This window comes from Lactobacillus sp. ESL0260, from assembly GCF_003692935.1.
In the GTDB taxonomy this organism is placed as follows: domain Bacteria; phylum Bacillota; class Bacilli; order Lactobacillales; family Lactobacillaceae; genus Lactobacillus; species Lactobacillus melliventris.
In genome coordinates, this window is sequence record NZ_REHO01000010.1 from 119073 (window position 1) to 133463 (window position 14391).

The 14391-nt window shown below is 36.2% G+C and carries 15 protein-coding genes; 10 read left to right on the forward strand and 5 right to left on the reverse strand.

Annotation, left to right across the window (positions count from 1 at the left end):
• Window positions 1-67: 67 nt before the first annotated feature.
• The 4 genes from F5ESL0260_RS04315 to def all read right to left on the reverse strand — a co-directional run bounded on the left by F5ESL0260_RS04315 (window position 68) and on the right by def (window position 3703).
• The gene (locus tag F5ESL0260_RS04315) at window positions 68-1018 is read right to left on the reverse strand and encodes a diacylglycerol kinase family protein (protein WP_122026001.1); all 951 of its coding nucleotides are present in this window, start codon (window positions 1016-1018) and stop codon (window positions 68-70) included.
• A 45-nt stretch (window positions 1019-1063) separates the two neighbouring features.
• Window positions 1064-2743, reverse strand: a complete 1680-nt coding sequence (gene rnjA / locus F5ESL0260_RS04320) for a ribonuclease J1 (RefSeq protein WP_110446035.1) — start codon at window positions 2741-2743, stop codon at window positions 1064-1066.
• 5 nt (window positions 2744-2748) lie between these two features.
• Window positions 2749-2973 (reverse strand): DNA-dependent RNA polymerase subunit epsilon, encoded by a 225-nt coding sequence (locus tag F5ESL0260_RS04325; RefSeq protein WP_046324764.1) that lies wholly within the window; start codon window positions 2971-2973, stop codon window positions 2749-2751.
• A gap of 175 nt (window positions 2974-3148) precedes the next feature.
• A complete protein-coding gene (def, locus tag F5ESL0260_RS04330) occupies window positions 3149-3703 on the reverse strand; it encodes a peptide deformylase (RefSeq protein ID WP_122026002.1) in 555 nt (184 codons plus the stop codon).
• A gap of 254 nt (window positions 3704-3957) precedes the next feature.
• On the opposite strand from def, the gene typA reads away from it, so the two are divergent.
• The 9 genes from typA (at window position 3958) to holA (ending at window position 13510) form a co-directional block, all read left to right on the forward strand.
• The gene (gene typA, locus F5ESL0260_RS04335) at window positions 3958-5799 is read left to right on the forward strand and encodes a translational GTPase TypA (protein ID WP_122026003.1); all 1842 of its coding nucleotides are present in this window, start codon (window positions 3958-3960) and stop codon (window positions 5797-5799) included.
• A 101-nt stretch (window positions 5800-5900) separates the two neighbouring features.
• Window positions 5901-7079 (forward strand): FtsW/RodA/SpoVE family cell cycle protein, encoded by a 1179-nt coding sequence (locus tag F5ESL0260_RS04340; protein ID WP_122026004.1) that lies wholly within the window; start codon window positions 5901-5903, stop codon window positions 7077-7079.
• Window positions 7076-7417 (forward strand): YlbG family protein, encoded by a 342-nt coding sequence (locus F5ESL0260_RS04345; RefSeq protein ID WP_122026005.1) that lies wholly within the window; start codon window positions 7076-7078, stop codon window positions 7415-7417. The genes F5ESL0260_RS04340 and F5ESL0260_RS04345 overlap by 4 nt, the downstream gene beginning before the upstream one ends.
• Window positions 7414-7962 carry a 16S rRNA (guanine(966)-N(2))-methyltransferase RsmD gene (gene rsmD / locus F5ESL0260_RS04350; RefSeq protein ID WP_122026006.1) on the forward strand — a complete coding sequence of 183 codons (549 nt, stop codon included), beginning with the start codon at window positions 7414-7416 and terminating at the stop codon, window positions 7960-7962. Before F5ESL0260_RS04345 ends, rsmD begins: the two co-directional genes overlap by 4 nt.
• A gap of 9 nt (window positions 7963-7971) precedes the next feature.
• The gene (gene coaD / locus F5ESL0260_RS04355; RefSeq protein WP_122026007.1) at window positions 7972-8451 is read left to right on the forward strand and encodes a pantetheine-phosphate adenylyltransferase; all 480 of its coding nucleotides are present in this window, start codon (window positions 7972-7974) and stop codon (window positions 8449-8451) included.
• Window positions 8448-9497: a SepM family pheromone-processing serine protease gene (locus tag F5ESL0260_RS04360; RefSeq protein WP_122026008.1), complete on the forward strand. Its 1050-nt coding sequence runs from the start codon at window positions 8448-8450 to the stop codon at window positions 9495-9497. The genes coaD and F5ESL0260_RS04360 overlap by 4 nt, the downstream gene beginning before the upstream one ends.
• Window positions 9498-9556: 59 nt before the next feature.
• The gene (locus F5ESL0260_RS04365) at window positions 9557-10270 is read left to right on the forward strand and encodes a helix-hairpin-helix domain-containing protein (protein ID WP_122026009.1); all 714 of its coding nucleotides are present in this window, start codon (window positions 9557-9559) and stop codon (window positions 10268-10270) included.
• Window positions 10239-12527, forward strand: a complete 2289-nt coding sequence (locus F5ESL0260_RS04370; RefSeq protein ID WP_122026010.1) for a DNA internalization-related competence protein ComEC/Rec2 — start codon at window positions 10239-10241, stop codon at window positions 12525-12527. The genes F5ESL0260_RS04365 and F5ESL0260_RS04370 overlap by 32 nt, the downstream gene beginning before the upstream one ends.
• Window positions 12524-13510, forward strand: a complete 987-nt coding sequence (gene holA, locus F5ESL0260_RS04375; RefSeq protein ID WP_122026011.1) for a DNA polymerase III subunit delta — start codon at window positions 12524-12526, stop codon at window positions 13508-13510. Before F5ESL0260_RS04370 ends, holA begins: the two co-directional genes overlap by 4 nt.
• A gap of 78 nt (window positions 13511-13588) precedes the next feature.
• On the opposite strand, the gene rpsT is transcribed toward holA, so the two are convergent.
• The gene (gene rpsT, locus F5ESL0260_RS04380; protein WP_046324775.1) at window positions 13589-13840 is read right to left on the reverse strand and encodes a 30S ribosomal protein S20; all 252 of its coding nucleotides are present in this window, start codon (window positions 13838-13840) and stop codon (window positions 13589-13591) included.
• 200 nt (window positions 13841-14040) lie between these two features.
• Here rpsT and rpsO point away from each other — a divergent pair, with 200 nt between their 5' ends.
• Window positions 14041-14310, forward strand: coding sequence for a 30S ribosomal protein S15 (rpsO, locus tag F5ESL0260_RS04385; RefSeq protein ID WP_034979304.1), 270 nt, complete (start codon window positions 14041-14043; stop codon window positions 14308-14310).
• Window positions 14311-14391: the final 81 nt, after the last annotated feature.

The window sequence follows — 14391 nt, forward strand, 5'->3', positions numbered from 1 at the left end:
CAAAATACCGAGCATAGCAAATGCGCGGTATTTTTTGTTTTTGCAAGTTTTGGCAAAACTAATTTTTTCAGCGTAAAAGATTAAAACTTGAAACAGAAAAATTAATGTTAAAAATATTACGTTTAATTTCTTCCCCATCTACTTGGGCATATTCTTTTTTTATTGTTGTTACCTTAACTTTATTAGTTTCAAAATAATGAAATTGAGGATCATTGACATGTGAGCCATCTTTTAGGAGGTTGATAAATAGTTTAATCAATTTGGCTAAGCTAAATTTTTCAACCACCACGGTGTATATTTTATGGCTGTCAATTCTAGCACTGGGTAAAAGGGGAAGACCTCCGCCTAAATAAGGATGATTAGTTGTGGTAACCATGAAAGCATCGTCAAAATGGAATTTTTGACCATTTTTTTCAATATCGACAATAAAAGTATCTTGCTTGGTAACAGTTGCTAAAACATTACAGCCGTATATTAATTTACCTTCACTAAGATGATTCAGAACCTTTTTCAATTTTGAAATATTACTATTATGGTTGACAAATGCGTCAAAGCCGATGCCAAAGCTATTGGCAAAATAATACTTCTTATTAGGGGCAATATCAGGAAAAATAAAAGTCCCGCAATCTATCCGCTCTGGTTTAAATTCTTGTTGCAAATGATCTATAAGAACTTTCGGATCATTCGTTAAACTAGCAGCACGCGCAAAGTCATTACCTGTTCCTGCAGGTAGGTAGGCAATAGGAGTTTTCGGATTTTGGGATCTTTTAATTCCATTTAACACCTCATTAAGAGAACCATCACCACCGATTACCAACAAAATTTCCGTAGGCGAGTGCTTTTGGTCACCATATTCTTGTGCAATGTAAATAGCCTCCCCGGCATAAGTGCTTTTTCGCAAGTCAAAGTTAATGTTTTCATTGATTAATAAAGCTGTGGTTTTCTTGAGTGCTTTTTTGGCACGCCCGTTACCAGCTACTTCATTAACCAAAAGATGTATTTTTAATTTGTTATCCATAAAATTTCATTCATTACATAAAAAGCCCTTAAAAAGGGCTTTTCGTTATTTTTTCTCAACTAACATTGGTAAAATCAGCGGCCGTCTTTTTGTCTTAGAATATAGAAAATCAGAAAGGTTAGCAATAATGGCATTGCGAATTACACTGTCTTTAGGATGTTCAGTTTTGTCCATTTCGGACTTTATAATGTGATAAATATGCTTTTGCGCCTGGTTGATTAATTCAGTAGATTCACGCATATAAACAAAACCACGACTCAAAACATCGGGGCCAGCTAAAACGCGTTTGTGCTTGTAATCAACTGTTGCCACCACAACTACCAATCCATCTTCGGATAAGACTTGCCGATCATGAACGACAACATTGCCTACATCGGCTGTGCCAGAGGTATCAACATAGACATCGCCAGCTGGAATATGGCCAGCTATGCGGGAGCCTTCTGGTCCAAAGCAAATGACTTCACCATTTTCCAAAACAAATGTATTTGCGGCCGGAACTCCTGCTGCTTGTGCCAGTTCGGTATGAATGACCTGCATGCGGTATTCACCATGAACAGGAATCATGTACTTAGGTTTTGTTAGGCGAACCATCATCTTTAATTCTTCTTGACCACCGTGTCCTGAAGTATGGACATTATTAATGCGGCCATGAACCACGCTGGCGCCACCTTCCATTAACTTGTTAATCAAATGATTAACGCTTAATGTGTTGCCAGGTATTGGGTTTGAAGAAAAGATCACTGTATCGCCGGGCTGTAAACTAATTTGTCTGTGGGTTCCATTTGCTATTCTGGAAAGAGCAGCTAAAGGTTCACCTTGTGAGCCGGTACATAAAATCATCACTTGTTCAGCTGGTGTGTGATTTATTTCATTAGCATCTACAATCAGACCATCAGGAACGTTCAAATAGCCTAAATCAATGCCATTTTGCACACCGTTTTCCATACTGCGTCCAAAAATGGCAACTTTACGTCCAGTATCTATTGCTGCCTGGATAGCAGTCGATACGCGGTAAAGATTAGAGGCGAAGGTAGCAAAGATTATGCGGCCATGGATTCCCGTAATAATGTCATGCAGCGATTTAGCCACAAAACGCTCGGACTTAGTAAATTGGGTGACTTCAGCGTTAGTTGAATCGGATAATAGAACTAAAACTCCCTCGTTACCTAATTTAGCCATCTTTTGAAAATCCGGAGCAGGTTGGTTCATTACCGGTGTTAAATCAAATTTGAAGTCTCCTGTAAACACGACCGCACCTAATGGGGTATGAACAGCTATGCCTAAGGTATCCGGAATAGAGTGAGTGGTTCTGAAAAAAGTAACCGTTAGTTTCTTGAATTTAAGTACAGTGTCCTCGTGCTCTTCGTGTAATTCTGTTGTTCGCAAAATGCCGTGTTCTTCAAGCTTGCCCTTAATTAAAGCTAAGGCAAATGGTGTGGCATATACGGGAATTTCCGGAATCTTTTCAAGCAGAAATGGTATCCCGCCAATGTGATCTTCGTGTCCATGGCTAACAACAAGTGCTTTAATCTTTTTACGATTTTTAACTAAATATGAATAGTCAGAAATGACGTAATTAATACCAAGAAGATCATCTTCAGGGAATTTAATTCCGCAATCCATAATAATAATTTCGTCTTGGTACTGTACACAGTACATATTCTTGCCTATCTCGTGCAACCCCCCGATTGCAACGACGGCTACTTCATTATTTTTTATGCGCACAGATATTACTTCTTACTCTCAAAAGAAGTTAGCTTAAAATCGGCATGCTCCTTTTCATAAGTCAGTGAATTACCGGCTAATTCTTGGATGAGTTCAATATTATAGGGGGTATTTTCCTCAACCATAGTCCTTGCGGCGACCAAATTTTCTGCCTCAAGGTAAAGAGTCTTGGTTGTTTCTCGTCTAGGATTGACAACCTTGTCTTTTTGATACAAAACTTTGTAGATCATATTTGTATTCTCCTTATTCAGTTAATAAAACGTTCTAATTTTGGACAGCATTAAAGCTTCCAATAGCTAGTAAAATTCTACCATACATGCAAAAACAAGTATAGAATCAAGTTTTGCGAGCTTTATTAAAAAAGCCGTCAAAACGACAGCTGACGACATGAATATCTGTGAAAAATTAATAGATGACCACTGTATCTTCATCTAATTTAAAGGGGTCTTGCTTATTGATGCGGTCGTAAAAAAGGTGGCCTCGCAGATGTTCAATTTCATGTGAAGCTACGATTGCAGGATAATCCTTTAGACGAATTGTTTTTTCTTCACCTAAAACAGTGTAATAATGTATTTTCAATTTATCAGGACGGGGCACATAACCATCAATTACTTTGTCAACGCTTAGACAACCTTCACCTTCACTTAAACAAGCTTGTCTGACAGATTCGGATAAAATTTCCGGGTTAACAAAAGTTTCCTTGAAAACTATTTCATTTTTATCATTTGGTACTAATAATGAGGCCATCTGGACGCTCTCACCAACCTGAGGTGCGGCTAAACCAACGCCAGCACGTAATTGGTGCTTTTTTGCAATTTTAGGATCTTGAGAGTTAATCAGATATTCCATCATTTCTTTTGCTAAATTTTGATAATGTTCGCTTAAAGGAAAAGTTAGTGGTTTGGCTACCTTGCGTAATACCGGATTTCCATCTCGGGTAATATCTTTCATTAATATCAATTACATTCACTCTTTCATAAAAGTTTATAGTTATATTTGTAACATAAAATAAACTAATTTGTCTGCTTTTTATTCTATACTAAATTTTTAATTTGAAAAAGAGGGATAAACGTTGACCCTTAAACAGTTAGGTGGTAAAATCAATGAGCGTAAATATACAGATATGAAACACTTCGATCAGCATGTTTTTGACGTGCCGCCGAAACTGTGACCACGTCACAGTTTTTTTATTGAGGAGTGGAGGAGGAATACTTTTGTCAGAAAAAAGAAGAAACGATATTAGAAATATAGCTATCATAGCGCACGTTGACCATGGTAAAACTACCTTGGTTAATCAATTATTGAAGCAATCCGACACTCTCCCTGAACATATGGCTCTGGAAGATCGGGCAATGGACTCCAACGATATTGAGCGTGAACGTGGTATTACTATTTTATCTAAAAATACAGCGGTTAAGTATGGTGACACTACCATCAATATTTTGGATACTCCAGGACATGCCGATTTTGGTGGTGAAGTTGAACGAATCATGCATATGGTCGATGGTGCCTTATTGCTGGTTGATGCTTATGAAGGTACTATGCCGCAAACTCGTTTCGTACTCAAAAAGGCATTAGAGGCTGGAGTTAAGCCCATTGTGGTTATCAATAAAATTGATCGTCCTGGTGCTCGTCCCAAAGAAGTTCTTGACGAAGTTTTGGAATTATTTATCGAACTTGGCGCTAACGATGAACAACTTGATTTTCCAGTCGTTTATGCATCGGCCTTGAATGGTACCTCATCCTATGATCCAGATCCTGCTAAACAGGAAGAAACGATGAATCCTATTTTTGACACTATTATTAAGGCTATTCCTGCGCCTATTGACAATGCTGATGAGCCTTTGCAGTTCCAAATTACAATGCTTGACTGGGATGATTATGTTGGTCGAATTGGTGTTGGCCGCATTTATCGCGGTAAAGTTAAAGTTGGTGATAATATCACTGTCATGAAGCGTGACGGGTCTACCCAAAACTTTAGGGTTACGAAATTGTTCGGTTTCTTCGGCTTGAAGCGTAATGAAATTAATGAAGCTAAAGCAGGGGATATTATTGCCATCAGCGGTATTAACGATATTTTTGTTGGTGAGACTATTGCTTCTGCTGAAAGTCCTGAAGCTTTACCTCTTCTTAAAATAGATCCGCCAACTTTGCAAATGGACTTTGTTGCTAATGACTCACCATTTTCTGGTCGTGAGGGTGACAAAGTTACGCCTAAGAAGTTAGAGGATCGACTAATTAAGCAAACACGTACTGATGTGTCATTAAGAGTTGAGCCGACTGATCAATTAAACGCCTGGACTGTTTCTGGTCGTGGTGAATTACACCTTTCAATTTTAGTTGAAGAAATGCGGCGGGAAGGTTTTGAATTACAGTTATCAAGACCAAAGGTAATTTATCGTGAAATTGACGGCAAAATGTGTGAACCATTTGAAGCTGTCCAGGTTGATACTCCAGATGAATATGTTGGCTCTGTCATTGATTCTCTTTCACAAAGAAAAGGTGAGATGAAGAATATGACTTCAACTGGCAATAATCAAACCCGTTTAGACTTCTTGGTTCCTTCTCGTGGCTTAATTGGTTATAATAATGAATTTATGTCCCAAACCGGTGGCTACGGCATTATGAACCACAGTTTTGATTCATATAAGCCAGTTGTCAAAAATTGGGAACCGGGACGGCAAAATGGTGCTTTAGTATCGATTAGCCAGGGTAAATCAACTACGTATTCTTTACAAACTGTTGAACAACGTGGTGAATTATTTATTGGTGCTGGAGTAGAAGTTTATGAAGGGATGATTGTTGGCCAATCTTCCCGTGATCGTGATATTGCGGTCAACGTTATTAAAGGTAAGAATTTAACAAACACTCGTGCTGCCGGGAAAGATCATGCTGCCGCAATCAGAACTCCTAAGACTTTAACACTTGAAGAGGCCATTGAATTCTTAAATGATGATGAATACTGTGAAGTAACTCCTGATTCAATTAGATTAAGAAAGAAAATTCTCAATACTTCAGAAAGACAAAAAGCTGATAAGAAACGTAATAAAAAATAAATAAATGTTTTAGAAGGGCACTCACTGATGAAGTGGTGCTCTTTTTGTTTTATAATGCTTATAATAAAGGTAGATTAAGTTACAGAAGGAGAGATCGGCTAGTGCGGCAAAAACTTCACCATTTAAATTACAATATTTTCATACCTTATATTCTCTTAGTCGTTTTTGGAATTGTAATGGTTTATTCGGCTAGCTCGGACATATTACTAGTTAATGGCTTTAACCCGGCAATATATGGTATTCGCCAGGCTCTGTATGCCGTCTTTGCCGTATTTGTTTGCTGTGCTCTGTGCTTTTTCTTAAAACTAGAAATTTTTAAGAGTCGCAAATTTGTTATCTGGTTTTTAGGTCTTAGTTTTTTGCTGCTCATTTACCTAATTCTCTTGAAAATTTTTAAGGGATCTGCCGCAGCCGTAAATGGTTCTGTTGGCTGGATTGATTTAAAGATAATAAAGATTCAACCATTAGAAATTGCCAAGCTGTCGCTGATAATTTACTTAGCTTATTTCTTAGACCGTCATGATGGAGCTTTCAAAAAAGGCCAAATTATTCGTAATTTGTATAGGCCAGCAATTTTAGCTGCTTTTATGATGCTTTTGGTTATACTTGAACCGGATTTTGGCGGTACTGCTATTTTAGCCATGATTGTGATTATCATGTTTTCTGTTTCTGGTGTTCCTGCTAAAAATGCAGTATTATGCTTAATTGGTATTGCAGTTGGAATATATTTATTTATCTTCCTAGTTATCAAATTGAATCCTGCTTTTTTACAAAATAAGTATCAATATCACCGTTTTATGTCTTTTCTGCATCCTTTTGAACTTGAGCAAAAGGGTGGTGCCCAGCTAGTTAATTCGTATTATGCTATTCATAATGGTGGTTTGCTCGGAGTAGGATTAGGCAATAGCATGCAAAAACGGGGCTATCTCCCAGAACCATACACAGACTTTATTTTAGCTATAATTGCAGAAGAAATTGGGGTTATTGGTGCTCTAGTCATACTAAGTCTTATGTTTTATCTGATATGGAGTATCATGGAAGTTGGTATCCATGCCAGTTCTCAATTCAATGCTCTGGTATGTTTTGGAGTTACTACAATTATCTTTATTCAAACTCTGTTTAATGTAGGCGCCGTGCTTGGTCTATTGCCTATAACCGGGGTCACATTACCTTTTATTTCCTACGGTGGCTCTTCTTTAATTATCTTATCAGCCGCTATTGGGATTGTACTGAACATATCAGCAAATGAACGAATCGAAAAAGAAGGAAGTTTTAAATGAGCATCAAGCAAGACTTAACCAATAAAAATATTAGCCAAAGGCTGAGCATTATTGTTTATTTAAATTCAGTCAGCAACCAATATAAGCTAAGGCATTATGGTGATATAGTATATTTTTCTAAAAAATTCGGTTATTGTATTTTATATGTAAATCAAAATGAGATCGATCAAGTTATTCGGAATCTGAATGCACTTGATTTTGTTGACAGGGTTGAAAGATCAAAATGGGATCAAATCGATCTTTCAAGTGATCATATTGAACAACAAATTACGGATTTAGCAGCAGATGCTGAAAGAAAGTTACAAGAACGTCAGGAAAATACAGAACAACTATTATGAGAATTATTTCTGGAAAATATGCCAAAAGAAATTTATTTACTTTAAAGAGTCAAAAGACAAGACCGACTAGTGATAAAGTTAAAGAGTCACTGTTTAATTCATTAGGTCAATTCTTTTCTGGTGGTGAAGTCCTTGATCTATATGGCGGAAGTGGTGCTTTAGCAATAGAAGCCGTTTCTCGCGGTTGTCACCATGCCGTGATAATAGACATTAATTACCAGGCCGTAGCGATTATTCGCAAAAATATTGCCTTGACCAAAGAGCCTAATCTTTTCTCTGTATATAAGATGTCCAGTAAAGCCGCCTTGAATAAATTGGCTGAAGATCAACAGAAATTTGATTTAGTTTTTTTGGACCCGCCATATGCAAAGCAAAAAATTGCGTCTGATATGGCAAAAATGCGTGATTTAGCTTTGCTACATCAAGGAGCAATAATAGTAGCTGAAACAGATGATCAGACGGATTTGGAGGTAGTTGCTGGTTTTGAGTTTATTAAAGAAAAGCACCTGGGTAAAACCATTATCCGTTTTTATCGAAAGGAATAAAAAATAATAATGAGTGTAGCAATTTTTCCGGGCAGTTTTGATCCTGTTACTAATGGACATGTTGATGTTATTAAGCAGGCAGCTGCAATTTTTGATAAAGTTTACGTAGTAGTAATGGTTAATACGGCTAAAAAATATCTTTTTAAGGATAACGAAAGGCAAAAATTATGCCAAGCTGCTGTTAAAAACCTGCCAAATGTTGAGGTGCTGCTAAAGCCTGATCAGCTGACAGTTAATGTAGCACGAGATTTACACGCAAATGTTATCGTGCGGGGAGTCAGAAACACTACAGACTTCTTATTTGAACAACAGATTGCGGAAATGAATAGAAAAATGGCAAATGATATTAGTACAGTCTTGCTTTTTACTAAACCGGAAAATAGTTATGTTGCATCTAGTATTATTAAAGAAATTGCACAATTTAATGGTGATTTTAATAGTTTCTTGCCCAGCGAGGCTGCAAAGGCTTTAAAGGAAAAATTCTCATGAATAAAGAAGAAAATCATGCTAAAAGAAATAGTAAGACACGTAAATGGCTGCTTTTTATTCTGACTCTTTTTCTAGTTTTTATTGGGTTGAACTGGCCGACAAATTATTATATTGAAATGCCGGGAAGCGCAGTGCCAGTAGGACAATTTGTGAAAAGTAAGGCCAAGGCGCCCAATAATTTCTATCTAGTTACAGTTAGTGAAACTAGCCAGCCGGCATCAGTCTGGGAGTACCTTTTTAGTTATACTCAAAAATATGCCAGTCGCATTCCCAAGTCTGAATTACTGGGTAATTCAAGTAACAGTCAGTATCAGGAACTACAAAATTGGTATATGCAAACAAGTCAGCAAAATGCACTTTATTGTGCGGCTAAAAAGGCAGGTCTTAAGCCTAAACTGCATTATAAAGGCGTATATGTTATGCAGGTACAAAAGGGTTCCAGTTTTAGAAATAAGTTGCAAATAGGAGATACCGTTTTGGGAGCAAATGGTCATAAATTTCGCTCAACTGAAGAAATGATCAATTACTTTCAAAAGAAAAAGATTGGCTCTGAAGTTGTAATTAATGCTTTGCGTGAACAGAAAAAAATAAATTTTAAAGGGAAAATCGTTAAAGTTGCAGGAACAGGAAAGCCAGGTATTGGCATTCAATTGGTCGAACATTTACAGGTCGAAACCCATCCTCAAGTAACGATTAATGCTGGCGCAATTGGTGGTCCTTCAGCTGGTTTAATGTTTACCTTGACCAGTTACGAAGTTTTTTCGGGTAAACATTTGGCTCAAGGACATAAAATAGCTGGAACTGGAACTATCAGTCCTACTGGAAAAGTTGGCATGATTGGCGGCGTTGATAAAAAAGTAGTAGCTGCTGACAAAGCCGGCGCTGAAGTGTTTTTTGCCCCGACGGATACTGCAGGAATGAAAAAAGTCACCAGCAATTATTTATTAGCTAAAAAAACAGCTAAGCAGATTGGTACTAGAATGAAAATAGTTCCCGTTCGTACTTTTGATGATGCACTCCATTATTTACAACAAAAATATCAATAATTACTAAAAGCCCAAGTTTTTGGGCTTTTTTTGCGTACTTATCAATGGGGGTTGAAAAAATGAACTGGGAAAAAATTAAAGCTTTTATTGAGGAACACAAACAATATTTTTTCATTGGAATAGTCCTTTTGGGCATTGTTCTAGTAGTTTGGTCTCAAAGGCCAAACTCAAATGACACTTTTGACGAATTAGATTATAAAAATGAGAATACTGTGCAAAATAAAAATCAGTCCGGCAGTGACGCAAGTAAACAGTTGTCAAATACTGAATCTGTTACCAAAAAGGTAGCCGCGACTAAGCCTAAAGATGTGACCTGTGATATATCAGGCGCGATTAATCACCAAGGCGTTTATACTTTAAAAAGTGGAGCACGTTTAAACGATTTAATTGCCGCCGCAGGGGGGATTAAGAATAATGCGCAGCTAAAGAATGTTAATCGAGCATTGATATTGAAAGATCAAGATAAAATTCACATTCCATACAAAGGTGAAAAAATTAAAGCAGAACAAGTCGTTGAATCGGTTTCTTCCAATGCTTCTAATTCTGCCCCTGAGACAACAAGTGACCAAACTAATGCCGGTAACAAGGTGAATATTAATACTGCAAACGTAAGTCAACTGCAACAACTAAATGGTATTGGTGAAAAAAAGGCTCAGCAAATTATTGCTTACCGTCAAAAAAGCGGGGAATTCAAATCTGTTGAAGATTTAATGCAGGTATCAGGAATTGGAGAAAAGACTTTTGCTGCGCTTAAAGACCAACTGGAAATTTGATATTCTGCGACCTGGGTTTTTCCTGCTACTGGCCTTATTACTAATTAATTTAAGTTTCTTGGAATATCAATGCTATACCTTTGTGCAAAAATGTACTTGCCTATTAATAGTTTTTTATTTAGGTTTTTTACTTTTACTTAAATTTAATTCTTTAAAATGGCTAATTTTTATTATTCTTTTGGCAACTATTTTTGGTTTTCACTCTGACATGAGTAAAACTGATTTTGCACTTAAACCCAATACAGCTATTACCTTTTTTCCAGACAAAATGAAGATTTCCGATGACTGGTTTACGGTTGAAGGGCAGACGGCTGGAAGTAAGATTTTAGTTTCTGGCAAATTGAGTTCAAGTCAGCTAAAGCAATTAAATTATGGCTATAAAGTTATATTACATGATTTGTCTGGTGAGGTTAACCCAATTGAACCAGCTTCGAATTTTGGAGAATTTGACCAGCAAAAATATTACCGCAGTAAAAAGATTACTCAGCAAGTTAATTTAACGAGCTTTAAGATCCAAATTAAGAAAGGAGGATTAGCAAATTACCTGCATTACTGGCGTTTTCAGTTAAAGAAATTTTTGCAAAAGTTTCCACCGATATTGTCTTTTTTTAGTAATGAACTTATATTGGGAGAAAGCCCTGACCAGAAATTCCAAACAATACTCAATAATTATCGTGACCTCGGTGTCATTCATATCTTAAGCATTTCTGGTTTGCATGTTGGTATTTACACGCTAGTAATAAGCACAATGTGCTATTACTGTAAATTAACTGAAAAAGAAACTTTCATTTTTTGCTTGTTTATCTTATTAGTCGGTATTTTTCTAAGTAATGGTCAAGCTGGATTTATTAGAGCGAGTTTAACCTATATCTTGGGGCAAATTTTTTCGTTGCATAAGCTAAGAATTAATAAGGCAGATCTGCTAGGATTAACGGCTGTTTTGCATATGTCCGTCAATCCTCGACTCATGATGAGTACTGGAGCTCTTTTAAGTTACACTTTAGCCTTGGGCCTTGAAATGACTAAAAGCCTGACTAAGTTTAGACAGTCCTGGGCTTTAAACAATTTGTTATTGCCACTACTTTTATTTCATTTCTTTCAGTTTAATCTGCTAACGGTCTTTTTTAATTTGTTAGTGGTACCATATTTTAACTGGGTTGTTATGCCCTTGACTTTTTTTAATTTAATTATTTTTAACATTAGTCCCCGATGTAGTTATTTCCTTGAAAAGATACTTGAACAAGGTGAGAAAGTAATTGCGAAGGTTTCTAATAGTAAAATTGGTCTTTTAACATTTGGGAAAATTAATTGGTGGCAATGCCTGTTTTTATTACTGTTAACTTCTATATTGTTGGTATTAATAAATGAAAAGTCTAAAAATCAAAAACTAATCAGATATCTTTTTAAGCTGGCCTTAATTATATACGGACTAATCTTCTTAACGATTCATTTTCCCCTCAAGGGTCAAGTAACTTTTATTGACGTAGGACAGGGGGATAGTATCTTAATATCTACGCCTCTTTTTAGGCATGTTTATCTCATTGACGTTGGTGGAAAGTTAAATTTTAACGGTAAAAAAATAACCCCGCAGATTAATAAAATCACCGTGCCTTTTTTGAAAGCACAGGGAATAAATAAAATTGACGGAATTTTTATCAGCCATCAGGATGCCGATCACGTAGGGGACTTAAGGCCACTTTTGAGTCAAATTCGGGTAAAAAAATTGTATATGGCGCAAGGATTGATAAGGAATCCTTCATTTTGCAAAAGAATAACAGGTCGAATTCAAAAAGGGCAGATTGTACAGCTGTTAGCCGGTGAAACAATAAATGAGCCACCAATTTCCTTCAAAGTTGTATATCCCTTTAAGCCAGGTATTGGTAAAAATGAAGATTCACTTTCGTTATTATTTAAATTAGCAAACAAAAGCTGGCTTTTTACCGGAGACCTGGGCCAAAAAGGGGAACTGGAAATATTGAGCCGTTATCATTTACATGCTGATTATTTTAAGTTAGGACATCATGGAAGTCGAACCGCTTCCAATAAAGAATTTTTGCAAGCTTTGCAACCAGAAAGAGTCTTTATTTCTGCTGGCCGCAAGAATCGCTTTGGGCACCCTCATCCAGAAACTATTGCTACTCTTCGCAGCCAACATATTCCATGGGCTTCGACTCAGGACTGTGGTATGATAACTTGGAACTATGGTGTTTTAATAAAACCCAAATTTAAAAGATTTTTGCCGGTGATTAAAAAATGACATTACTTTCTTTATTTAAAAACTCAAATAAAAAAATTTTGCATACTTTAATTAATGGAAATGATAGTTTTTTAAATGAATATCTAACTAGCTCGTATATACATGATGAGATTTTCGCAGACTATGAAAAAGTTTCCGTTGATTGCGAAGCAGAGGGGCTAGACGAATTAATTGCTGATCTTACTGAATCAAGTCTTTTTAGCCAGAAAAAAGTAATAACAATTAAGAACCCTTTTTTCTTAACGTCAAAGGTTCCCAAAAAATATCAAAAGCAGATCACCCAGCTGCAAAATATTTTTGTAAATACTGCAAAACTTGAAGATGTCATAGTTATTGTCGCCTCTTATGAAAAATTAGATCGGCGCAAAAAAATAACGAAGTCCGTCACGCAAAATTTTAACGTTGTTGAGACTCAAGTTCGGCCTTATGATCTGAATAAAGTAATTAAAGCAATTATAACGACCGAGGGCTATCATATTACAAATTCTGCTGCAACATTGTTGCTTGAACGCAGTGACCAGGTTTTAGATATAGTTTTAAGTAATTATAATAAGCTGAAGATGGTAGCTGTTGACAGAAATATCACTACTGAAATAGTTAAAAAGAATGTTGATTTATCACTAGCACAAAATATTTTTGCAATTTTAGATTCAGCTTTAGCCCAAAACTACCAAGAAGCTATCGCTCGGTTAAATAATCAACTTCAAAACGGAAATAATCCAATTCAAATACTTGCGGTTTTTGAAAACCAATTAGAAATGATTTTGCTAGTTAAAATACTTAAAGCAAGAGGGAGAAGTGAAGCTGAAATTGTAAGAAAACTTGGTGTTCATCCTTATCGTGTTAAGTTGGCGCTAAAAAATAAGTTAGCAAAAGAAAAAGTAGCACAGCTATTAGAGCAAGCAATTAAACTGGATTATAATTATAAAAATGGTCAATATCGAGCCGATAATTTTTTGAAGCTCTTTATTCTTAATGTCTAATTACGTATAAATTTTGGTAAATAAAAAGACAGAAATGATTTTCACTTCTGTCTTTTTGATTATCATTTAATCAAATTATTATTTTGCAAGTTTAGCTAAACGACTCTTATCACGGCTAGCTTTATTCTTGTGAATAAGTCCTTTTGAAGCTGCCTTGTCAATAGCACGAGCAGCAGCTACATGTAATTCGGAGGCATTATCAGCACCAGCAGCTTGAGCAGTCTTAAACTTCTTAACGGCAGTTCTTAACTTGTTCATTTGAGCAGCATTGCGCTTTCTAGCAGCATCTTGAGTCTTCACACGCTTAATAGCTGATTTGATTTGTGGCATAAAATTCACCTCCATTGATCGTAATTCTACTTTATAGATTATACTGAAAGATAATTGCAGATGCAAGATAAATTATACTTGCTTTTTAAAAAAATTGTCTGTATTATACTATTGTTGTGAACCGTTAACGCTGTTTGCACGCTCACACCTGACGGTTAACGTTGTTAACGGCAATTATTTTAGTGAAAGGTGAAAATATTATGGCAATTTCAAAAGCTGAAAAAGATGAAATCATTCAAAAATTTGCGACTCACGAAGGCGATACAGGTTCAACTGAGGTTCAAGTGGCAATCTTGACTACAGATATTAACAATCTGACTGAGCATATGAGAAATCACTCACATGACCACCATTCTTATGTTGGCCTGCTGAAGAAAATCGGTCACCGTCGTAACTTGCTTCGTTATTTACAAAACAAAGATATTAATCGCTATCGTGAATTAATTAAGAAGTTAGGCTTACGTCGTTAATTTTAATTGAGATCTAAAAAAGCTGGTTCGAGTATTGAATCGGCTTTTTTATTTTTGTCATAATACCATTTTATGCTAGAA

Bases quoted from the DNA above. Each gene is read 5' to 3' on its own strand.
- F5ESL0260_RS04315 (WP_122026001.1), bottom strand. From the start codon at position 1,018: ATGGATAACAAATTAAAAATACATCTTTTGGTTAATGAAGTAGCTGGT.
- F5ESL0260_RS04325 (WP_046324764.1), bottom strand. From the start codon at position 2,973: ATGATCTACAAAGTTTTGTATCAAAAAGACAAGGTTGTCAATCCTAGA.
- F5ESL0260_RS04345 (WP_122026005.1), top strand. From the start codon at position 7,076: ATGAGCATCAAGCAAGACTTAACCAATAAAAATATTAGCCAAAGGCTG.
- rsmD (WP_122026006.1), top strand. From the start codon at position 7,414: ATGAGAATTATTTCTGGAAAATATGCCAAAAGAAATTTATTTACTTTA.
- coaD (WP_122026007.1), top strand. From the start codon at position 7,972: ATGAGTGTAGCAATTTTTCCGGGCAGTTTTGATCCTGTTACTAATGGA.
- F5ESL0260_RS04360 (WP_122026008.1), top strand. From the start codon at position 8,448: ATGAATAAAGAAGAAAATCATGCTAAAAGAAATAGTAAGACACGTAAA.
- F5ESL0260_RS04365 (WP_122026009.1), top strand. From the start codon at position 9,557: ATGAACTGGGAAAAAATTAAAGCTTTTATTGAGGAACACAAACAATAT.
- holA (WP_122026011.1), top strand. From the start codon at position 12,524: ATGACATTACTTTCTTTATTTAAAAACTCAAATAAAAAAATTTTGCAT.
- rpsT (WP_046324775.1), bottom strand. From the start codon at position 13,840: ATGCCACAAATCAAATCAGCTATTAAGCGTGTGAAGACTCAAGATGCT.
- rpsO (WP_034979304.1), top strand. From the start codon at position 14,041: ATGGCAATTTCAAAAGCTGAAAAAGATGAAATCATTCAAAAATTTGCG.